14 protein-coding genes and 1 pseudogene are annotated in these 21,153 nt (G+C 72.7%); 10 read left to right on the top strand and 5 right to left on the bottom strand.

Annotation, left to right across the window (positions count from 1 at the left end; all coding sequences use genetic code 11):
- Positions 1-59 precede the first annotated feature (59 nt).
- Complete coding sequence (gene rpsA / locus ACEXOX_RS13855) at positions 60-1,577, top strand: 30S ribosomal protein S1 (protein WP_030021005.1); 1,518 nt, start codon at positions 60-62, stop codon at positions 1,575-1,577.
- A 171-nt stretch (positions 1,578-1,748) separates the two neighbouring features.
- Here rpsA and ACEXOX_RS13850 read toward each other — a convergent pair.
- Positions 1,749-2,764: pseudogene (locus tag ACEXOX_RS13850) on the bottom strand (sheath polysaccharide-degrading enzyme).
- A 449-nt stretch (positions 2,765-3,213) separates the two neighbouring features.
- On the opposite strand from ACEXOX_RS13850, the gene ACEXOX_RS13845 reads away from it, so the two are divergent.
- From ACEXOX_RS13845 to ACEXOX_RS13835, 3 genes are all read left to right on the top strand, one after another.
- Positions 3,214-4,161: a proteasome assembly chaperone family protein gene (locus tag ACEXOX_RS13845; RefSeq protein ID WP_030021007.1), complete on the top strand. Its 948-nt coding sequence runs from the start codon at positions 3,214-3,216 to the stop codon at positions 4,159-4,161.
- A 103-nt stretch (positions 4,162-4,264) separates the two neighbouring features.
- Positions 4,265-4,861 (top strand): dephospho-CoA kinase, encoded by a 597-nt coding sequence (gene coaE, locus ACEXOX_RS13840; protein WP_406520863.1) that lies wholly within the window; start codon positions 4,265-4,267, stop codon positions 4,859-4,861.
- Between the two features lie 659 nt (positions 4,862-5,520).
- Complete coding sequence (locus ACEXOX_RS13835) at positions 5,521-5,904, top strand: tetratricopeptide repeat protein (protein ID WP_406520861.1); 384 nt, start codon at positions 5,521-5,523, stop codon at positions 5,902-5,904.
- Between the two features lie 55 nt (positions 5,905-5,959).
- Here the strand turns inward: ACEXOX_RS13835 and ACEXOX_RS13830 are convergent, their stop codons facing one another.
- Both ACEXOX_RS13830 and ACEXOX_RS13825 read right to left on the bottom strand, forming a co-directional pair.
- Entirely contained in the window at positions 5,960-6,337 is a 378-nt protein-coding gene (locus tag ACEXOX_RS13830; protein ID WP_406520859.1) for a DUF6343 family protein, read from the bottom strand.
- A 200-nt stretch (positions 6,338-6,537) separates the two neighbouring features.
- A complete protein-coding gene (locus ACEXOX_RS13825; protein WP_406520857.1) occupies positions 6,538-8,076 on the bottom strand; it encodes a UvrD-helicase domain-containing protein in 1,539 nt (512 codons plus the stop codon).
- Between the two features lie 469 nt (positions 8,077-8,545).
- Between ACEXOX_RS13825 and ACEXOX_RS13820 the strand changes: the two genes are divergently transcribed.
- The 5 genes from ACEXOX_RS13820 to ACEXOX_RS13800 all read left to right on the top strand — a co-directional run bounded on the left by ACEXOX_RS13820 (position 8,546) and on the right by ACEXOX_RS13800 (position 18,436).
- Positions 8,546-11,524, top strand: a complete 2,979-nt coding sequence (locus ACEXOX_RS13820) for an SNF2-related protein (RefSeq protein WP_406526336.1) — start codon at positions 8,546-8,548, stop codon at positions 11,522-11,524.
- Positions 11,521-13,236, top strand: coding sequence for an SWIM zinc finger family protein (locus ACEXOX_RS13815; protein WP_406520856.1), 1,716 nt, complete (start codon positions 11,521-11,523; stop codon positions 13,234-13,236). The genes ACEXOX_RS13820 and ACEXOX_RS13815 overlap by 4 nt, the downstream gene beginning before the upstream one ends.
- A 1,356-nt stretch (positions 13,237-14,592) precedes the next feature.
- The gene (locus ACEXOX_RS13810) at positions 14,593-15,348 is read left to right on the top strand and encodes a helicase-associated domain-containing protein (RefSeq protein WP_406520855.1); all 756 of its coding nucleotides are present in this window, start codon (positions 14,593-14,595) and stop codon (positions 15,346-15,348) included.
- 196 nt (positions 15,349-15,544) lie between these two features.
- Positions 15,545-16,003: a hypothetical protein gene (locus tag ACEXOX_RS13805; protein WP_406520854.1), complete on the top strand. Its 459-nt coding sequence runs from the start codon at positions 15,545-15,547 to the stop codon at positions 16,001-16,003.
- Positions 16,004-16,045: 42 nt separating this feature from the next.
- Entirely contained in the window at positions 16,046-18,436 is a 2,391-nt protein-coding gene (locus ACEXOX_RS13800) for a tetratricopeptide repeat protein (RefSeq protein ID WP_406520853.1), read from the top strand.
- Here the strand turns inward: ACEXOX_RS13800 and ACEXOX_RS13795 are convergent.
- Complete coding sequence (locus ACEXOX_RS13795) at positions 18,420-19,397, bottom strand: hypothetical protein (protein WP_406520851.1); 978 nt, start codon at positions 19,395-19,397, stop codon at positions 18,420-18,422. The genes ACEXOX_RS13800 and ACEXOX_RS13795 overlap by 17 nt on opposite strands.
- 74 nt (positions 19,398-19,471) lie before the next feature.
- On the bottom strand, positions 19,472-20,395 hold the full coding sequence (locus ACEXOX_RS13790; protein WP_406520849.1) for a hypothetical protein: 924 nt from the start codon (positions 20,393-20,395) through the stop codon (positions 19,472-19,474).
- Between the two features lie 82 nt (positions 20,396-20,477).
- Here ACEXOX_RS13790 and ACEXOX_RS13785 point away from each other — a divergent pair, with 82 nt between their 5' ends.
- Positions 20,478-21,116: a uridine kinase gene (locus ACEXOX_RS13785; RefSeq protein ID WP_406520848.1), complete on the top strand. Its 639-nt coding sequence runs from the start codon at positions 20,478-20,480 to the stop codon at positions 21,114-21,116.
- Positions 21,117-21,153 lie beyond the last annotated feature (37 nt).

The raw sequence follows: 21,153 nt of genomic DNA, 5'->3' as shown, positions 1-21,153 counted from the left end.
CAGGCTCTCGGCGTAGCAGTACCTACGACTTCAATGTCCGTACCGGAGCCCTTTCCCACATGACGAGCAGCACCGAGACCACCGCCACCACCCCGCAGGTTGCGGTCAACGACATCGGTAACGAGGAAGCCTTCCTCGCCGCGATCGACGAGACGATCAAGTACTTCAACGACGGCGACATCGTCGACGGCGTCATCGTGAAGGTCGACCGGGACGAGGTCCTGCTCGACATCGGTTACAAGACCGAAGGCGTTATCCCGAGCCGCGAGCTCTCGATCAAGCACGACGTCGACCCCAACGAGGTCGTCGCCGTCGGTGACGAGATCGAAGCCCTTGTTCTCCAGAAGGAGGACAAGGAAGGCCGCCTGATCCTCTCGAAGAAGCGCGCCCAGTACGAGCGTGCCTGGGGCACCATCGAGAAGATCAAGGAAGAGGACGGGATCGTCACCGGCACCGTCATCGAGGTCGTCAAGGGTGGTCTCATCCTCGACATCGGCCTCCGTGGCTTCCTGCCGGCCTCCCTGGTCGAGATGCGCCGCGTGCGCGACCTGCAGCCCTACGTGGGCAAGGAGCTCGAGGCCAAGATCATCGAGCTGGACAAGAACCGCAACAACGTGGTCCTGTCCCGCCGTGCCTGGCTGGAGCAGACCCAGAGCGAGGTCCGTCAGACCTTCCTCACCACCCTCCAGAAGGGTCAGGTGCGCTCCGGCGTCGTCTCCTCCATCGTCAACTTCGGTGCCTTCGTGGACCTGGGTGGCGTGGACGGCCTGGTGCACGTCTCCGAGCTGTCCTGGAAGCACATCGACCACCCCTCCGAGGTCGTCGAGGTCGGCCAGGAGGTCACGGTCGAGGTCCTGGACGTCGACATGGACCGCGAGCGCGTCTCCCTGTCGCTCAAGGCGACCCAGGAAGACCCGTGGCAGCAGTTCGCCCGGACCCACCAGATCGGTCAGGTCGTCCCGGGTAAGGTCACCAAGCTCGTTCCGTTCGGTGCGTTCGTGCGCGTCGACGAGGGCATCGAGGGCCTGGTCCACATCTCCGAGCTGGCCGAGCGCCACGTGGAGATCCCGGAGCAGGTCGTCCAGGTCAACGACGAGATCTTCGTCAAGGTCATCGACATCGACCTGGAGCGTCGCCGGATCTCGCTGTCGCTGAAGCAGGCCAACGAGTCCTTCGGCGCCGACCCGACGGCGGTCGAGTTCGACCCGACCCTGTACGGCATGGCCGCGTCCTACGACGACCAGGGCAACTACATCTACCCCGAGGGCTTCGACCCGGAGACCAACGACTGGCTGGAGGGCTACGAGGCCCAGCGCGAGGCGTGGGAGACCCAGTACGCCGAGGCGCAGCAGCGCTTCGAGCAGCACCAGGCCCAGGTCATCAAGTCGCGCGAGGCCGACGAGCAGGCTGCGGCCGAGGGCGCGGCGGCTCCGGCCGCGGGCGGCTCGGGCAACGCCGGCGGCGGCAACGTCTCCGGTGGCTCGTACTCCTCGGAGTCGGCGGACAACTCCGGCGCCCTGGCGTCGGACGAGGCCCTGGCCGCGCTGCGCGAGAAGCTGGCCGGCGGCCAGAGCTGATCGCGTCCCGGTGCCGGTGAGCGCCGCCGGCAGGACCCGGTGAGCGCTGACAGGTAGGACATGGAAGGCCCGCTCCCCTTGTGGGGGCGGGCCTTCGTCGTGTTCGGGGCGGAGAGAGCGTCCGGGGGCAGGGGTGTATGGGGCAGGGGTTGTTCTACTGGCGGCGGGGTCTTATCCGACCGGGACGCCCGGGGTGGCGATCCCGCGTCCGCCCGTTACCGTGTTGTCGCCGGAAATCGTCACTGGGCAGTTGGACGCGTTGTAGTTGGTGATGTGGAAGCCGTAGCGGTTCGGGCCCGACGCTCCGCCGAGGTCGGACCGGTTGCCGCGGAAGACCGTGCCGCAGCCCCAGCCCGGCTGCTGGCTGTGCGTCTCATAACCGTTGTTACGGGTGTGCGTGCCGGTGTTGCCCTCCACCAGGACCTTGTTGCCCTTGATGTCGGCCCACGAGTCGTCGTAGTGGGCGCCGGTCAGCCCGCTGCCGTCGAACGTATTGCCGATGATCTTCGCCCCGGTGGTGCCCTCCTTGATGTCGATGTTCTCGCCACCGACGCCGGGCCCGATGGTGTTGTGCAGGATCTGCACGTTGTCGCTCTTGTCCCCGGTCCCGCCCGCGCTGCCCACGTACACCCCCTCACCCATGCCGCTGCCGTCCCGCCCGGTGTCGTAGATCCGCGAGTCCTTGATGACGCCGTCCTTGCTGGACTTACGGAAGTGCACCCCTCCATGTCCAGGCCGTGCACGGTGACGGAGTCGAGGATCACGCCGTTCGCCGCGTCCGTCACGATGCCCTTCTGGCCGCCGGTGACGGTGATGCCCCGTACCGTCCAGTACGAGGCGCCGTTCAAGTGGAGCCCGTAACCGCTGCTCGCGGTCAGCACGGCCTTGGCCGAGCCGGTGAGAGTGATCCGCGCGGCGGCGCCGGCCGCGGTGGCGGCCTTGAAGTTGCCCTTGTACGCGCCGTCCGCGAGCCGGATGGTGTCGCCGGGCTTGGCAGCTGACAGCGCGCTCTTGAGCTGGGCGGCGGTGGAGACGTCGATGGTGCGGGCTGGGGCTGGAGTGACGGCCGAGGCGGAGGCCGGGGCAGGCCCCGGAGTGCTCCCGCGCGCCGCGGCGGAGGCCGGGAGCAGAACGCCGACGCTCAGCAGCGCGGCGGCGGGGAGCGGCAGAAGAGAACGCGTACGCATCGATGCGCCTTCCTGTACGTGAACGGAGAACGTCACCATGAACAGGGAACGGTGGTGAAGGTAGCACCGATCGATGCGCGGTCAACTGCGGGAGGCCGGTGAGGTGTTGGGGGAGCGGTGGCGGCAGGATCGACCTCAAGGGTCGGATGGGAATCGACCGGCGTGGCGCGTCAGCCCGAGCTTCGGTGTGGCTGACTGGCCCACCAGGCTCCACCGCCCCACACCTCCCTGATTCCGGATGTTCACCGACGTGAACATCCGAGTGTGCGTCTCGCCTCCGTCGCGGACCCCGCGACCCGAAAGCCGCGTCCCGCGACCCGCAAGGTGACGGTCGGCGTAGCGATCACGTACCCCCGTCCGTGTGGCGCCGGCGAGTGGTGGATCGCGGTGGGAATGCCGGGAGCACGTACGACGTTCTGGGGGACGGACATCGAGGAGGAGCGGTCACTGTGTTGGATCCCCAGGGTTTGTACGAATGGGAGCCGAGCGGGCTCGCGGCGGTAGAGGCGATCACCGCGCGGGACTCCGCGGGGTTGGTGCTGCTGTACCACTTCGACGGCTACATCGACGCCGGTGAGACCGGCGACCAGATCGTGGAGCGGCTGCTGGGCAGCCTCACCCACCGGGTCGTCGCCCGCTTCGACCACGACCGTCTCGTCGACTACCGCGCCCGCAGGCCGCTGCTCACCTTCGAGCGCCACCGCTGGACCGCGTTCGAGACCCCGAGCATCGAACTGCGGCTCGTCGAGGACGCCACCGGCGCGCCGTTCCTGCTGCTGTCCGGTCCGGAGCCGGACGTGGAGTGGGAGCGTTTCGCCGCCGCGGTGCGGCAGATGGTGGAGCGGCTCGGCGTACGGCTGGCGGTCAACTTCCACGGCATTCCGATGGGCGTCCCCCACACCCGCCCCGTGGGCATCACCCCGCACGGCAACCGCACCGACCTCATGCCCGGCCACAGCAGCTTCTTCGACGAGGCCCAGGTGCCGGGCAGCGCCGAGTCGCTGATCGAGTTCCGGCTCGCGGAGGCAGGGCACGACGTGCTGGGCGTGGCCGCGCACGTACCGCACTACGTGGCCCGTTCCCCGTACCCGGACGCGGCGCTGACGGCGCTGGAAGCGGTGACGGCCGCCACCGGACTCGTGCTGCCGACCGCGGCACACTCGCTCCGCACGGAGGCGCTGCGCACCCAGGAGGAGATCGAGCGGCAGATCTCCGAGGGGGACGAAGAGCTGGTCGCGCTGGTGAGCGGCCTTGAGCACCAGTACGACGCCGTGGCCGGGGCGGAGAGCCGGGGAAACCTGGTCGCCGAGCCGATGGAACTGCCGTCCGCGGACGAGATCGGCCGGGAACTGGAGCGCTTCCTCGCGGAACGCGAAGGCGAGAACGGCGGCGCCTGAGGGCAGGCATTGAGGGCAGGCACCTGAGGAACAGCTGCCGCCCGTCGGTCGCCGGTCCGATGCCCGTGGCCGGGAGTGGACCGAGCCGTATAGCGTGGGCCCCATGGTGAAGGTGGGGCTTACGGGTGGTATCGGCGCAGGCAAGAGCGAGGTGTCGCGGCTGCTGGCGTCGTACGGCGCGGTGATCGTGGACGCCGACAAGATCGCACGTGAGGTGGTCGAGCCCGGCACTCCCGGACTCGCCGCCGTGACCGCCGAGTTCGGCGAGGACGTGCTGGCCGCGGACGGCACCCTGGACCGCCCCGGACTGGGCGCGATCGTCTTCGCCGACCCGGAGAAACTCCAGGCCCTGAACGCGATCGTGCACCCGCTGGTGGGCGCCCGCTCGGCCGAACTGGAAGCGGCGGCCGGCCCGGACGCGGTGGTCGTGCACGACGTACCGCTGCTCACTGAGAACGGCCTCGCACCCCTGTACGACCTGGTCGTCGTGGTCGACGCCACGCCACACACCCAGCTCGACCGGCTGGTACGGCTGCGAGGCATGGCCGAGAGCGAGGCCAAGGCCCGCATGGAGGCACAGGCGACACGCGAGAAGCGCCTCGCGATCGCCGACCTTGTCATCGACAACGACGGCCCCCTGGAAGCCCTGGAACCCCAGGTACGCCAGGTATGGCAACACCTCCGCGAGCGAACCGGCTGAGCTATCGGGCGGATCCCCCCGGGCGTGCTCACAAGCACCGAGGCGACTCCGAGGCGACCTTTCATCTCCGTCAGTGTGTGAAGGCAGCCCGCGCGACCGGCACCTGCCCCGGCGGGCCGGGCACACACCGGGTCGGGCATACATCGGGCCGGGCACACATTCGGACAGCGCTCGCCCCGACACCCCTGGCCATTGAAGCCACCGGCATCCTGACGCCAGCACCCCAGCACCCCAGCTCGCCGCTCCCGCACTCCGACTTTCCCGGCCCCTGCCCCCCGCCCCCCGGGCCCCCGGCCCCCCCGCCTCCCCACCCTGCCTCCTGCTCCCCTGCCAAACCGCCCCGCCCCGCGCCCAGCCCCGCGCCTTGGCCCTCTGCGCCCCCGTTCCCTGCGCCCCACTCCCTGCGCCCCCAGCGTCCCGATGCCCCGCCATCCCGGTGCCCCGTCGCCCCGAGATGCCCCGCCCTCCCAGCAACCGAACGGCCCATACGAACACCTGACGCCACCAGGTTGCGGGCCGCCGGAGTGGGGAATGCGACGGGCAACGTGCTTGTTGAGCCGCACGTAACGCCTGCCGAGCGGGTGACGCATGGGCTTGCCCGTACCGAAGCGGCGAACCTTGTGCGGGTGATGGCCCGTGGCACGGGAAAGGAGACGGCCGTGGCCGAACGCAGCCCCGAGACGAACGTCATCGACTTCCGGGCCGCCGAGCAGTTGCTGGCGGCCCGCGACCCGCGCGGCGCCGTGCAACTCCTGGACCCGGTCATCGCCGCGCACCCGGAGAACACCGCCGCCCGCCTCCTGCGCGCCCGTGCCTTCTTCCTCGCCGCGCAACTGCGTCCGGCCGAACTGGAATTCCAGATCGTCCTGGAGCGCGAACCGGACAACGCCTTCGCCCACTTCGCCCTGGCCCGCACCCTTCAGCGCGCTAACCGGCCGGAAGAAGCCCAGCGTCACTTCCGCCTGGCCGCGGCTCTCGACCCCCGCCCCGAATTCATCGAAGCTGCCCGCTTCGAACCCTCGGAAGGCTCGGAAGAGTCGTAAGGCTCGACTCGCCTTGGCCTGCCCTGACCCAGCCCTGGCTCGCCCGAGGCCGTCCCTAGCGGCCGTCGCCTATTCGTCCTCGGTCACCTCCTTCCCCGTTGTCGTCCTCGCTCCCGTCCGCCTCGGCCTGGTCTCGGCACCGGTTGCTCGGGCCGCGACCGTCCGGCCAGCCGCCACACCGACCACGGTCGGGTGGGCTGAGGCGCGGTGGCCCGGCGCCAGAACCGTGGTCCGGTTCGTACGGCGGCACATCCTTTCCCGGCTGGTAGTGCGGGCCTTGGCGGATGTGCCGTATCACCATCGCCAGGTCCGTCGCGGCCAGTGCGGCCACCACGGCGCACGCTGCTGCCCACCCCGGCCTGCCGGCCAGCACGAATGCCACCGTGCCCGCCGCGGCCCACAGCAATCCCCACAACGCCAGCCAACGGCGCATCTTCAGCGGGCTGCGTGCTTGAAGAGGCTCATTACCGGTACGCATCACCCATCACCACTCACCACCACTCATCACGCATTGCTTCCTGCAGACCGTTCGTGCGGTGTCGAGGTATCTTCCAGGGTCCTCCTGATCTGGGGTCCGCGTCATGTGGTCCGAGAGCGCCCCGCCGCGTGCCCGGTGTGTGGTGTGCCGCGCGCTCATGGTGATTCCCTGGGCAGGTCCGGGCGAGGGTCGCCGGCCGGGTGGCTGTTGAGCCATGACAGACCGCCGATGTCCAGCCGGTTCCGGGCCCGAGTGACCGCTACGTAGGCCAGGCGCGCTTCCGCGAGGTCGACGGGCCCGGGGAGCGGCTCACCGCGCTCGTCCCGTTCGTCGAGGTCGTCCGGGCCCGTGAAGTCGTCCGCGATCCGGACCGTCGGCCACTCCCGCCCTTTGGCCCGGTGCGCCGTCGAGACGGTGACCTCAGCCGCTTCCTCCTCCGACAAGCGGTCCAGCGCTTGCAGCACCGCCTCCGTTCCGTGCTCGTCGACCAGTTCGACCAAGGGTTGGAGATCCCGCCCCGACGGGTCGTACTCCGCGTACTCCCGCAGCTCCTGCCAGGACTCGAAGAGCATCAGTTCGGGGTGGGACGGGCGGCGGCCCGATCGGAGGTCGTGCGCGGACTGCGCCAGCGCGGCCAGCGCTCCGCCGCCACCCGCCAGCGCCACCCGACGGCCCTGTTCGAGCTGGCGTATCACCTCCACCATCGCTCCGACGTTGGTCCGGCACAGGACCGCGTCCGGTCTGGGGACCTTTCCCAGCTCCGTGACCAGCCACGGTGAGCCGTCGAGCCGGATCGGGGCGGCGACGATGGCCAGCCAGCGGTTGGCCTCCGCGGCCAGCTCCGGGCCGAAGCGGAAGGACCGGGACAGGGTCAGCTGTCTTCCGTCGAAGGCACTCATCACGTCGCGTGCTCCACGCCAGCCGTAGATGGCCTGCGCGGAGTCCCCGACCATGACCAGCTGGGCATGCCCGCGCTGCGAGGTGAAGATCTGCTCGACCACGGGGTTGGTGTCCTGGGCCTCGTCGAGAAGAAGGAAGTCCGCCGCGATCTTCGGGCCGCTCAGTGCCCATATCTTCAGGTAGTGATCGTGCTCGAAGCGCACGGTGCCCCGATCGGGATGCTGGAGGTCCGTCCAGGCCTTGCGGGCGAACGGCAGGACGACCTCCGACAACTGCCCGTGCAGCACGTCCGTCTCGGCTCCGCGCAGCCGGGGCACATGCTGGTCCGTGAGATCCGGGTCGGCGGACTGGCAGAACTGGGAGACAGTGCGCAGGGCCGAGTACGACAGGGCCTTGTTGCTGATCCGGCGGGCACCGATGCGGACGGTCATCCCGGTGTCGATCCCCAGGGCGGCGCCGACGCGCCAGCTCGCCTGCCGTGGAGCGTTCAGCCGGGCCCGGTAGTCCTTGCCTACGGAGGCGTACGCGAGCGCGTGGGCCGTACTGCAGGTGACGTGGTCGGGAAAGCGCCGGGAGGCATCCCGCGCGATCGCCTTGTTGAAAGCGATGTAGCGGCCCTGCCCGCACGGCGGGCGCCCGCGTGGGGGCGGGCAGTGGGCCAGCATCGCGAGCGTCGTGGTCTTGCCTGTGCCCGCTCCGGCCTGGATCACGAGGTGGTCGCCCGTGCGGAAGGCGTCCGCGGCGGCGGTCTGCTCGGCTGTCGGGTGGTGTGTGTCGGTGGTCGGACGGTTCATGACGGCCCCCTCGCCGTGGCTTTTTCGTCACTGTGTGTGACGACGGAATCGACGGCAGCCGATCGCGAGCCGGGCGTGGGATTTCTCTCGCGGCCTGTGGATAACTTCGCTCCGAGGCTCGTCGGCGGGGCCGTTGTCAGTGCCGTCTGCTTCCATCGATCTCACACGGTCCGAGCGGTTCCGAGGCTCGGTCGTGGCGCTGTCGGCGGGGTTCCGGCTTCGGTCCGTCACCGTCGTCGGCAGGCTGTGGAAGGGAGGGGTGGGCGTGGACGACCGTAAACTCGCAGGTCGGGGTGTGGGACAGCCGAGACGCGAGCGGCGAACGGCGGGAGCAAAGGCCGCGAAGGGGGCGGGGGCGGGTCAGGCGCGAGGGGTACGACGGGAGCTAGGGAAAGGCGACGGCATGGCGGAGAGCGGAGAGGCAGCGGGACAGCGGGTGTCCGCCGCCGGACTGCCGTCTGCCGGTGCCGTGGGGCGAACGGGCCGCGTGAGGCGGGAGGAGCAGGAGGAGCGGGGGAGTGCGGACGCTTCCGCGTTGGTTCGCTGTGCCGTGGTGTTCCTGCCTGCCGAGCCGCCTCGGGCCGGCCGGTTCGCTTTCTGGCGGCCGGACGGTGGCCCGCTTCCGAGCACCTCCCCGGCTGCGGAGGATGACGCGGGGGCACCCGGCCCGGCGGGGGTGGACAGCGCGACAGGGGAGGCAGAGGCGACTGGCGCGGCGGAGGCCGCCGAGCTCACGGTCGCGCGGCGGCACGGCAACGGTGCCCGTAGACGTACGGTCCCCGCGGTGCTGCTTCCCGTCGCCGAAGCGGTTCCCCTGCTGGCCCGCGCCCGGCACGACCCGTCCGCTCACCCCGCCGCTGCCTGCTGGGGCGCGGCCGTCCTGCACGCCCTGAACCTGGCCGCGCGAGGCCGCCTCCTGCCCGGACTGACCGACCGGGATCTCGACGCGTGGCGCGCCGGACCGCTGGAGCCCGAGGACGTCGCACACCTCCGGGCGGTCGCCGCCGCCATGCCGCCCGAGGGGTACGCCGTTCCGCTCCCCGACAGCAGTCCGTTGCAGCTCCACGACCCGGCGCTGCTGGTCAGGGCCCTCGTGGACGCGGTGGCGGACGCGCTGCCCCGTACGCCGGCGGCGGCACATCTGACCGGCGCCCCTTTCGCGGCAGCGGCGCCGCAGTACCTGCCCGGCGCGCGGGACTGGGCTGCCGAGGTGGCAGCCGGGGTGGATGCCGGGGTGCGGCTGTCGCTGCGGCTCGATCTGGCCGCCCACGGGCTCTTCGACATGAGGGCGGAGCCCGGGGTGGTGGAGGGCGACGCCCCCACCGAGGCTGAGGCGGATCATGTCGCCGCGGAAGAACGCAGTGCCGCGGCAGCCGTTCTCCAGGTGCACAGCCTCACCGACCCCACCCTCGTCACCGACGCCGTACAGCTGTGGGAGGGCGAGGGCCCCGACCACTTCGGCCCGCGCGCCCGCGTCGACACCCTCCTGGCCTTGCGCCGGGCCGCCCGCGTCTGGCCCCCGTTGTCCCGTTTCCTGGAACGGCCGGTCCCCGACGTCCTGCCGCTGGCCGAGGAGGAGCTGTACGAGCTGCTGGGCGACGCGGCGCCCCGCCTGGCCGCCGCAGGCATCGCCGTGCACTGGCCGAAGGAGCTGGCTCGCGGACTGACCGCGGCCGCCGTCATCCGCCCGGCCCCCGGCTCCGCGGCCGACGGATTCGGTTTCTTCGACACTGAGAAGCTGATGCAGTTCCGCTGGCAGGTGGCCCTGGACGGCCAGCCGCTCTCCGAGGCGGAGATGGACACTCTCGCGGAGGCCCACCGGCCCGTGGTGCGGCTGCGCGACCAGTGGGTGCTGGTCGACCCGGCACTCGTCCGCAAGGCCCGCAAGCGTGAGCTGGGCTATCTGGACCCGGTCGACGCCCTGGCCGCGACGCTGAACGGCTCCACCGAGGTGGACGGCGAAGAGATCGAGGTGGTGCCCCTGGGCGCCCTCGCCGCCCTGCGCTCCCGCCTGACCGGCGATGCTCCCGTACCGCCGCAGCCCGCCGGGCTGAACGCGACCCTGCGCGACTACCAGCTCCGCGGCCTGGCCTGGCTGGACCGGATGACGACCCTCGGGCTCGGCGGCTGCCTCGCCGACGACATGGGCCTCGGCAAGACCATCACGGTCATCGCCCTTCACCTCCACCAACGGCCCGCCGCCCCCGTCCTCGTGGTGTGCCCGGCCTCCCTGCTCGGCAACTGGCAGCGCGAGATCGAGCGCTTCGCCCCCGGCGTGCCCGTACGCCGCTTCCACGGCACCGGCCGCAGCCTGGACGACGTGGCCGGCGGCTTCGTCCTGACCACCTACGGCACGATGCGTTCGAGCGCCGCCGCCCTGGCCGCCCGCCCCTGGGCCTGGGTCGTCGCGGACGAGGCGCACCATGTGAAGAACCCGCGGTCCTCCACGGGCAAGGCACTGCGCGGCATCAAGGCCCCGGCGCGCATCGCCCTCACCGGCACCCCCGTCGAGAACAACCTCTCCGAGCTGTGGACCCTCCTCGACTGGACCACTCCCGGTCTCCTCGGTTCCCTGAAGACCTTCCGCGCCCTGTACGCCCGCGAGGTCGAAGGAGGCGAGGAACCGGAAGCCGCCGAACGCCTCGCCCGGCTGGTCCGCCCGTTCATCCTGCGCCGCAAGAAGTCCGACCCCGGCATCGCCCCCGAGCTGCCTCCCAAGACCGAGACGGACCACCCGGTCGCGCTGGGCCGCGAGCAGGCCGCGCTGTACGAGGCGGTCGTCCGCGAGACCCTGGCCCGCATCGAAGCGGCCGAGGGCATCGCCCGCCGCGGCCTCGTGATGAAGCTGCTGACCGCCCTCAAACAGATCTGCAACCACCCCGCGCAGTACCTGAAGGAGGCCGCTCCCGGCCTGGCGGCCCGTTCGGGGAAGCTGGAGCTGCTGGACGAACTGCTCGACACGATTCTCGCCGAGGGCGGCGCGACGTTGATCTTCACGCAGTACGTGGAGATGGCGCGCCTGCTGGAGAAGCACCTGACCGCGCGCGGCATCGGCAACGCCCTCCTGCACGGCGGTACGCCCGTGCGGGTCCGTGAGGAGATGGTCGACCGGTTCCAGTCCGGCCGTACACCGGTCTTCCTGCTGTCCCTGAAGGCGGCCGGCACCGGACTCAACCTCACCAGGGCCGGACATGTCATCCACTACGACCGGTGGTGGAACCCGGCCGTCGAGGAACAGGCCACCGACCGGGCCTACCGCATCGGCCAGACCCAGCCGGTCCAGGTCCACCGGCTCATCGCCGAAGGGACGGTCGAGGACAACATCGCGGAACTGCTCACCGCCAAGCGGGCCCTCGCGGACGCCGTCCTCTCCGGCGGCGAGACCGCCCTCACCGAACTGACCGACGCCCAGCTCGCCGACCTCGTCTCCCTGAGGAGGGCCGCATGAGCCGCCACCCACGTCCCTTCCCTGGGGGCGGCGCCGACCGCTTCCCGTCGCCGGGTGAAGACGTGCCTTCAGCCGGCCGTCCCGGTCGCGGCCCCGGGCAGGGCCGCCCGGGGCTCGCGGCAGGACACCTGCCGGGGCACCTGGACCGCTCCGACCGGTCACGGACGTTTCCGCCGCTGCCGCAGCGTTCCGGCGCCCGAGGGCTGTTCGCCGAGTCGTGGTGGGGAAGCGCCTGGCTGGACGCGCTGGAGACCACGGCCCTGGACAGCGGCCGCCTCGCCCGCGGCCGTGCGTACGCGCGGGAGGGCAACGTCGACACGATCAACATCACCCCCGGGCGCATCGCCGCCTCCGTACGAGGCAGCAGGCCGCGCCCGTACAACGTGGCCATCCGCCTCCAGCAGCTCGCCGACGACGAATGGACCGTCCTCCTGGACTCGGTGGCGGCCGAGCCGGCCCAGCTCACCGCTCTCCTGGCCAAGAAGCTGCCGAAGGCCGTCGCCGAAGCGGGCGTACGGCTGCTGCCCGGCCCGGGCGACCTCGTACCGCGCTGCTCCTGCCCCGACCACGGCAACCCCTGCAAGCACGCCGCCGCGGTCTGCTTCCAGGTGGCGCGGCTGCTGGACGCCGACCCGTTCGTCCTGCTCCTCATGCGCGGCCGCGGCGAACGCGAACTCCTCGACGAGCTGTCCCGCCGCAACGCGACACTCACCGCCCGCGAATCGCGCAGCGCGCAGTTCGCGCCGCCGGGCACGGCTGCCGGGCCGTTGTCCGACGCCCCCAGCGGCCCGCGCGCCGACGCGCGGGCGGCAGCTGCGGCGGGCAGGACTGCGAAAGCCGGCACCGCGCCGGGTGATTCCGGAGCCGTGGGGGAGGAGCGGGCGAGTGGGAGCGCGGAGGCGGAGTACGCGCCGGATTCCGCGCCGCCGGAGCCGGGCCGACAAGTCCGCGCGCCCCGCGGCGTGCCCGCCCGTGCTGCCCTGGCCGACAGGCTGCTGCCGCCCCTGCCGCCACCCATGCCCCTCCCGCCACAGCCCGGGCACGCCCCTGCCCTCCCGGACGCCGACGGCCTTCCGCTGGACCCGGGCGCCCTCGAATTCCTCGCCACCGACGCCACGGCCCGGGCACACGCCTACCTGAGCCGCATATCGGCCACCACCCCGGAGCCGCAGGCCGGCAGCCCACGCTCCCCGTTCGCGCACCCGGCCGGGCCGGGGCTCCCGCCCGCGCACCCGGCCGAGGCGAGCCTCCCGCAGGTGTCCGGCCGGTCCCCGTTCCCCGCCCTCACCCCCTGGCAGGACGGCATCAGGCTGGCCGCCGGCGCCCACCCCACCGCCGGTCTGACCTCCACCACCCGCGCCCTCTACCGCGATCTCGCCGCGGCCACCGGCCGTACCGTCACGGACGTGGCCCGCGCCGTCGCGGCCTGGCGTCAGGGCGGTCCCGAAGGGCTGGACCTGCTCGACGCCACCTGGAACCCGCCGGCCGGTGACTTCGACCGCGCCCGCAGCGCCCTGACCGCCGCCGGCCTCCCCGCCCTCCGGCCCCGGTACAACCACCTCACCGACCCCGCCCGTGGCATCCAGCTCCGCTTCGGCCACGACAACCGCTGGTATCCGTACGAATCCGACCCCGGCACCGAGGACTGGTGGCCCACCGGCCGCGCCAACGCCGACCCGGCGGGGGCCCTCACCGCACTGCTCGGCCGATGACTAACCTCGAAGCCGTGGAAGGCCTCGACACACTCACCCGCTCCCTCGCCCAGCGCACCCCCGACGAGCTGGCCGCCCTGCTCACCCGGCACGCGGAACCGCTGTCCCGCAGGCCGGCACCGACCAGGCTCCGTGAGCTGGCCGGCGCCCTCTGGTCGTACGAAACCCTCCACCACACCGTCCTCCATCTCGACCACCCCCGTCTCCATGTGCTCGCCGCCACCGCCCGCATCAGCCAGGACCTGGCCCGGAGCGCCGCCCCCGTACCCGCGGCCCCCACGGCCGGAGCCGACTACCAGTCGTTGATGGCGCACCGGCTGTCGTTCCCGGACCTGGCCACCGAACCGGTCCTGGTGGACGACGCCTTCCGGGCCCTCGGCGCCGCCGACCCTGGCCCCGCACGCGACGCCGTCACCACCGCCCTGGAACTCCTCTACGCGGACGGGCTCGCCGCCCCCACCGAGAACGGCGCCATCGTGGTCCCGCCGCGTACGCCGCAACTCCTGGCCGCCCATGACCTGGGGACCTTCACCCCCGTCGCCCCGCGCTTCCCGGAAGCCGCAGCTTCGGAAGCCGCGATTCCGGGCGCCACAGTTCCGGAAGCCGCTGAGCCGAGAGCCGGCGCCCCGGAAGCGCTCGTCCCCGCCCCCGCCTCCCTCCGGGGCGAGTCCCAGGCCGCCGCGTCGGCCCTCGCCACCATCCTGGACCGGCTGCTCGCCGCGCTCGCCGCCCAGCCCGCGGCTCTCCGCAAGACCGGCGGCCTGGCGCTGCGCGAGATCAAACGGCTGGCCAAGACGGCGGGGACGTCCGAGGCCCGTACCCGCCTCCTGCTCGATCTCGTGCTCGCCGCCGACCTCGTCGCCCTGAAGCGGACCCCCGCCGGCATCACGGCGGTGCCTACCGGGTCGTACGACGCATGGCTCGCCAAGGCGCCAGGCGAGCGGCTGGCGCCGGTCCTCACCGCCTGGACCACTCTCTGGGCCGTCCCCACGCACACCCCGTTCGGCGAAACCCCCACCGCCTTGGTGCGCGGCGAAGACCGGCACGCTCCGGCGCTGCGCCACGCGCTCCTCAAAGCCCTGGCCAGTGCCCCGGCGGATGAGCGGCTACCCCGGCTACCGGGGGGCACGCCGCTCTCGTCCCGACCGGCAGAGGTGTCCGGGCCATCCGGGGCGTCCCGGCCTTCCGGGGGTTCGGGGCATCCGGGGCGTCCCGGCCTTCCGGGGGTTCGGGGCATCCGGGGCGTCCCGGCCTTCCGGGGGGATCGGGGCATCCGGTTCGTCCCGGCCGTCCGGGGCGCCGGACCACCGGCCCGACCTGCCCGCTCTTCTCCGTGCAGCGGCCTGGCACCGGCCGTTGGCCGTCGTCGGGGAGCCGCTGGCCGAGGACCGCGCCGCGCACATCCTGGACGAGGCCGCCTTCCTCGCGCTCGTCGCCCACGGCGCTCTGACCCCACTGGGCCATGCTCTGCTCGCCGTGTCCCCCGGGGACCCCGACGCTCTCCGCTCGCACCTCCGGGAGCTGCTTCCGCCACCCGTCGAGCAGGCCCACTTCCAGGCCGATCTGACGGCCGTCGTGCCGGGGCCGCCGGCAGCGGCCCTCGCCGGCCTGCTGTCCTCGGCCGCCGAGCGGGAGTCCGAAGGGCACGCCGTGACCTGGCGGTTCACCCCGGCATCCGTACGCCGGGCGCTCGACGCCGGACTCACAGCCCCGGACCTGCTCGCCGCACTTGCCGCGGTGTCCGCGGCGGGCCCCCTGCCGCAGCCCCTCACCTACCTCGTCCAAGACACCGCCCGTGCCCACGGCCGGATGCGGGTACTGCCCACCGCCTGCTGCATCCGCTCCGACGACGAGGCCCTGATCCGCGAACTCGCCGCCCACCGCGCCCTCCAGGACCTCGGCCTGCGCGCCATCGCTCCCACGGTTCTCGCCAGTGCCCGGCCGCCCGCCGAGACACTCGAAGCGCTCCGCGGCGCCGGTTACGCCCCCGCGCTCGAATCCGAAACCGGCACCGCGTCCGTCGAACGCGCCACCGGCCACCGCGCCGGTGTCACCTCGTCCGGCTGCGCGACCGCGCCCTTGGCCCTTGCCCGACGACTCCTTTCGGGGTGAGGGGAGCGGCGGAGGACGGTGACTGTCAGTGGGGTCAAGTAGCTTGGGAGAAGTAGGAGTCGGAGGGGCGAGCGGAGGGAACGGGCGAAGCGGGCGGGGGCGGGACACTTTCCCCTACCGTGGCAGCGACGCACCGTGACAGCGAGCCCGTCCGTACACCTCGTACGGCTCGTACGGCGGGAACAAGGGGGGACCGATGGACGCGGAGTTGACGGCGCTCGCGACGGCGGGGGCGACGGCGCTGGTGCAGCAGATGGTGACCGAGGGCTGGACGCAGGCGCGGCAACGGGTGGCGGCGTTCTTCTCGCGGCGTGGGGGCGGCGGTGAGGAAGAAGCGCTCGAAGGGGAGCTGGAAGTGTCGCGCACGGAGCTGGTGACCGCGCAGCGCGACGGTGACGAGGACGGCGCGGCCGACGTGGCGGCCGAGTGGCGGGTGCGGCTGCGGCGGGCGCTGCGCGACGACCCGGCGGCAGCCGAGGAGTTGCGGCGGCTGCTGGCGGAACTGCGGCCGGACGAGGGCACCAGGGTCGAGGTGCGAGAGGTGCACAACTCCATCAGCGGCGGAGTGCACCACGGGACGACCATCCAGGCCGGCGTGGTCACCCGGCTGGACCAGCGCGGCGGCGGGTTCGGCGAAGGGCCCGCTCGTGGCTGACCGGGAGCCTGGCGCTCCGGACCCCTTCCCACCGCCGCCGGTGTGCGCAACGAAATCAGCGGCGGGACGGTGTACGGAGCCGTCGTACAGGCCCGGACGATAGGCACGGTGACGATCCGGGAGACCGCCCCGGCGATCATGCCGGGTGCGCCGGTGCCTCGTACGCTGCCTCCCGGCACCCGCCATTTCGTCGACCGTGACGCCGTACTGGCCGAGGTGACGCGCTTACTGGACGAGGCGTCGCCGAAGAGCGACGCCGACGGTGCGGGGGACGCCGGAGCGCCTCTCGTGGTCGTCCTGTGGGGACCGGGCGGCGTGGGCAAGTCGGCCACCGCCCTGCGCCTGGCCGCCGCGCTGCGCGGACGATTCGGGCAGGGCGAGCTGTACGCGGACCTGCGCGGGGCGTCCGCCACGACCGCGGCCGCGCCGTCCGACGTACTGTCGCGCTTCCTGCGGGACCTCGGGGTCCACCGGGACTGGATACCGGCGGACCCCGACGCCCAGCAGAGCACGTTCCGCAGCGTGACGGCGGACCGGCGCATCCTCACGGTGCTGGACGACGCTCATTCCGCCGCGCAGGTGCGGCCGTTGCTCGCCGCGTCACCGGGCTCCCTGACGATCGTGACCAGCCGGGCCGACCTGGGCCGCCTCGTGATCGAGTACGGCGCGCACACCATACGGCTCGGACCGCTGCGCACCCCCGACGCGGTGGGGCTGCTCGCCCGTCTGGGCGGTACGGGCCCGGGAGTCGAGGCGGTGGCGCGGCGGTGTGGCGGCATGCCGCTCGCGCTGTGCGCGATCGGGGCACGCGCCGCCGGCAGGCGACAGCCGGACTGGGAACTGCTGGAGCGCGAAATGAGCACGAGCGGTGACGACGAGGCAGCGCGTGCGCCGTACGGAGGGGACACGGCGGCCGACGCCACACCGTCCGTCTCGCCGGACTCCGCACCAGCCGCCGCAGCTGCCCCCACCGAACCGGCCACCACCCCAGCCACCTCTCCGGCCGCCACCCCAGCCACCTTTCCAGCCGCCGCACCGGACACCACCCCAGGCACCGCGCCGGACGAGCCGATGCGCGGCGCGATGGACGCCTCGTACGGGCATCTCTCGGAGGGCGCGGCCCGGCTGTTCCGGCTGACGAGTCTGCGGCCGTGGCGGCATGTGACGCCGGGCGCCGCCGCGGCGGCCGCAGGGATACCCGAGGACGCGGCGGGCTCCCTGCTCGCCGAACTCGCGGACGCACGGCTGCTGGAGGACGCGACCGACGCGGAGCGGGCGGCGGAATCCGGGTCCGAGGGCCGGATCGACGCTGCTGGCCAGGCGTGTTACCGGTTTCACGACCTGTGGCGGCAGTACGCGCAACAGCGTGCGCTGACCCAGGACGGCATCGCGGGGGCCGCGGCAGCCGTCCGCCGTACGCTGCTCTGGTACTTGCGGGCCGCGGCCGCGGCCGACGCGTGCGTGCTGCCCGGCCGCTGGCACCTGGGGCCCGCGTACACACGGCTGGCGGGCCGGCCCGCGGCCTACGAGAACGGCATCAGCGCGCTGGCCTGGCTGCGGGACGAACGGGAGAATCTGGCGGAGGCGGTCCGGGCCGCTGACGACCACGGACTCGACGACCTGACGTGGCAGTTGTGCGAGGCCATGTGGGGGCTGCACCTACGGCTCGGCTACCACCAGCAGTGGGTCTCCACCCACCGGCTCGGCGTCGAGGCCGCCGTCCGGTGCGCGGAGGAGTGCTCCGAGGCCGAAGGGCGGATGCGCGCCCAGCTCGGCTTCGCTCATCTGGGACTGGCGGAGTACGGCCAGGCGCGGGCCCAGTTCGCGGAGGCGGCCGCGGCGGACCGGCGGGCCGGACACGTGCGGGGCGAGGCGACGGCGGTGGAGTCCCTGGGACTGCTGCATCTGAAGCAGGAACGGTGGGGCGAGGCCGCCGAGTGCTTCCGGTCGGCCAGGCAGCTGGCGCGGCAGGTCGGCGACCCGCGTGCGCTGGCCCTGCTCGAACACCACCTCGGACGGGCGCTCCAGGGCATGGGCCGCTACGAGGAAGCGGTCGTTCAGCTGCGGCACGCGCAGGAACTGATACGCGCGCTGCCCGACCCGTACAACGAGGCCAGGGTGCTGATGAGCCTCGGACGGACCCTGCTCGACGCCGGACGCGCAGAGGAGGCGGACGAGCCGCTCGGCCGCGCCGCTTCCGTCATGGCGGCGGAAGGCTCGGTCGTCCAGCAGGCGGATCTGGCGGAGCTGCGCGCCGACCGGGCCGCCCTGGCCGGGGACGTGGCGGGCGAGATCCGGTGTCTGCGAGCAGCGCTCGACTGCCATGAGAGGACGGGGTCACCCAGGACCGGTGCCGTACGGGCACGGCTCGACCGGGTGGAGACGGCCCGGCGGAGGGTGGCTACGGAGGGGGAGGTCAGCGAGGAGGAGTGATCGTGACCTGCACGTGGTGGCCGGTGTCGCCCGTGACCACGACCAGGCCGTCGAGAAGTTCCTCGACGGGCTTTCCGCGCTCGTACCAGGCGTAGAGGGCCGAGGCGTAGACGGCCGGATCGCACAGGTCGCGGTGGCCGTCCGCGCCGGGCGCCGCGGTGAGGGTGACCAGACGTCCGTCCGGAATGCGTACGAGGCAGGTGTCCGGCGCGGTGACACACGCGGCCATGGCGCAGTGCCGGTGACGCCGCATCGCCTCCTGCGTCCACGCCGCGGGTTCGGGCCGGGAGTCGTGGAGCACCAGGTCGGCGAGGGCGAGCCGGGTCACGTCCGGGACGTGCTCGTGGACGGCGGTGTGGGCGCCGGGGTGCACAGGGGTGTGTGAGGTGGGGCGTTGGGTGGTGTGTGAGGTGGCGTGGGGAGAGGCGTGGGATGCGGTGGGGGCGGCAGGCTGAGGTGAGGCCGGGGCTGCGGTCGGCTCCGGGGTCGGGGCCGGAGCCGGGTACGTTGCCGCGCCGACGCCTTCCGCATGGCGGGTGACGGCTATCTCGGGAGGCGCGGCGGGGCGGTGGTCGCGCAGGTGGGTCAGGACCTGGAGGGGAGCCAGGAGCGGAGAGGCGGGCGGGATGTCGGAGGGCAGGCCACCGTACGAGGGATCGAGCAGCCGCGGCAGGTAAGCCGGAGTGCCGGGCTCGGCGAGGCCGATGAGGCCGTAGAACGTGCGCCGGAGCAGAGCGGCCGAGCCGCCCGGAGAGGAACTGGCCAGGGCGGTGAGCTGGGCGTAACGGTCGGGGCGGTGGCCGGCCAGCAGCTCGTCGAGCTGGGGGAGGAGCGGTTCGTACGGGCGGAGCCGGGGTGCCGTGCGGCCCAGTTCGGCGACGGGCGACGCCGGGTCGAGATCTGCCTCCGGGAAGGCGCCGAGCAGGACGGGCGTGCCGAGGGCGGCCGCGTAGTACGTCACGCTGCCGTGATCGCCTATGACGGCGTCGGCGGCGGCCAGGACCTGCCGCCACGGCCCGAGCGGCGGGACGACGATCAGTCCGGCCTGCTCGGCACGGCGCAGCCAGGCACGTACCTGACCAGGGCCGTGACCGTGCCAGATGTTCGGATGCAGGACGGCGCAGCAGCGGTGGGAGTCGACGGGAAGTTCGCGGGTGAGACTCTCCAGGAGCCGGGGAAGACGTCGTCGGCGTCGCCGAACAGGGAACGCGGCCCCCAGGTGGAGTTGACGACGACGAGGCGCCGGCCGGCGGACACGCCGAGGGCGCGGCGGAAGCTGTCCCGGTGGGGGAGCGCGGCCAGCAGGCGGTCGAAGCAGGGGTCACCGGCCAGGACGGCGGTACGGGCGGCGGGCGGGCAGGCGTGCCGGAGGCGTGCGAGCTGCTCGGGGTGGGACAGGACGGTCGCCGTCGCGACGGGCACACCGTCCCGCAGCAGCCACTCCGGCGAGAGCCCGAAAACCGGCGCTCGCCCGGCATCCCCTCCGGCCCCGGCTCCCGGTGTCCGGTGTCCGGTGTCCGGTGTCCGGTGTCCGGTGTCCGGTGTCCGGTGTCCGGTGTCCGGTGTCCGGTGTGGGAAGCCTCTTATTGTAGCCGATGCCGTGTGACAAGACGGCCAACTTCCCCTGATGAGGTGGAGTTCACCGCCGTAGCTGGCGCTGACCGCCAGGTCCACCGGAGTCTCCACGGCCTGCTCCCAGGGCAGGACGGGCAGCCCGGCGTCCGCCAGCAGTTCCGGTACGCCGTGCAGATACGGCGAGGAACCCGTACAGGTGGCCAGGCACTGGACGCGCGGGTCGGCGTCGAACAGGGGGAGCACGTCCAGGAGCCGGGTGGCGGAGGTGACGTTGTGCACCACGAACAGGACGCGCGCGGCCCTGGCCCGGGTGGACCACTGCGGCGCTTCCGGGCCGACCGGAACCCGCAGCCACCTCTGCCCGTCCGTGACCGCTTCCCCCACACGCCTCACCCTTCACCCCTGGCTCGACCGGCAACCCTAACCGGTGTGCTCGTCCGTCCGCCGCGCCCGGCACAATGAAGAAGTGCGGCTCGAAGCGATCACCTGGGACCGGCTGACGGACGCGCTCGCCGAGCGCATCGGTGCGACGGCGTCGGCGGACGGCGGGCCATGGCTGCGGGCCGCCGTCGACGGGGCGCCGGCCGCCCGCCCGGCCGACGTCGCCGGACGGCTCGCCGAAGCGCTGCGGCTGCGCGGCAGGCCCGTACACGTCGTCGCGGCCGACGGCTTCCTGCGTCCCGCCTCCCTGCGCCTGGAGTACGGGAAGGAAGACCCGGACGCGTATTACGACACGTGGTTCGACCGGCAGGCGCTCTGGCGGGAGGTGTTCACACCACTCGACCCGGGCGGTACGGGGCGGGTGCTGCCGGATCTGTGGGACCCCCGGACGGACCGGGCCACGCGCAGCCCGTATGCCGAGCTGCCGCCGGGCGGCGTACTGCTTCTGCACGGTCCCCTGCTGTTCGGCCACTGGTTCCCCTTCGACCTGTCGGTCCACCTGAAGCTGTCGTCCGCCGCGCTGGCCCGCCGCACTCCGCGGGACGAGCGGTGGACGCTGCCCGCCTTCGCGCGGTACGAGGAGGAGGTACGGCCCGAGGAGGCCGCCGATGTCGTCGTGAAGGCGGACGATCCCGACCGCCCGGCCTGGAACGGACACGGCTGACCCCCACCACCGACAATCCGTCACGGCCGGGGGCAGC

The sequence above is a fragment of the Streptomyces sp. Ac-502 genome, from assembly GCF_045222935.1.
GTDB classification, from domain to species: domain Bacteria; phylum Actinomycetota; class Actinomycetes; order Streptomycetales; family Streptomycetaceae; genus Streptomyces; species Streptomyces monomycini.
Note: the sequence above shows the minus strand (reverse complement) of the source record. Positions and strands in the feature narration are given on the sequence as shown.

Bases quoted from the DNA above. Each gene is read 5' to 3' on its own strand.
- coaE (WP_406520863.1), top strand. From the start codon at position 4,265: ATGGTGAAGGTGGGGCTTACGGGTGGTATCGGCGCAGGCAAGAGCGAG.
- ACEXOX_RS13815 (WP_406520856.1), top strand. From the start codon at position 11,521: ATGAGCCGCCACCCACGTCCCTTCCCTGGGGGCGGCGCCGACCGCTTC.
- rpsA (WP_030021005.1), top strand. From the start codon at position 60: ATGACGAGCAGCACCGAGACCACCGCCACCACCCCGCAGGTTGCGGTC.
- ACEXOX_RS13805 (WP_406520854.1), top strand. From the start codon at position 15,545: ATGGACGCGGAGTTGACGGCGCTCGCGACGGCGGGGGCGACGGCGCTG.
- ACEXOX_RS13830 (WP_406520859.1), bottom strand. From the start codon at position 6,337: ATGCGCCGTTGGCTGGCGTTGTGGGGATTGCTGTGGGCCGCGGCGGGC.
- ACEXOX_RS13825 (WP_406520857.1), bottom strand. From the start codon at position 8,076: ATGAACCGTCCGACCACCGACACACACCACCCGACAGCCGAGCAGACC.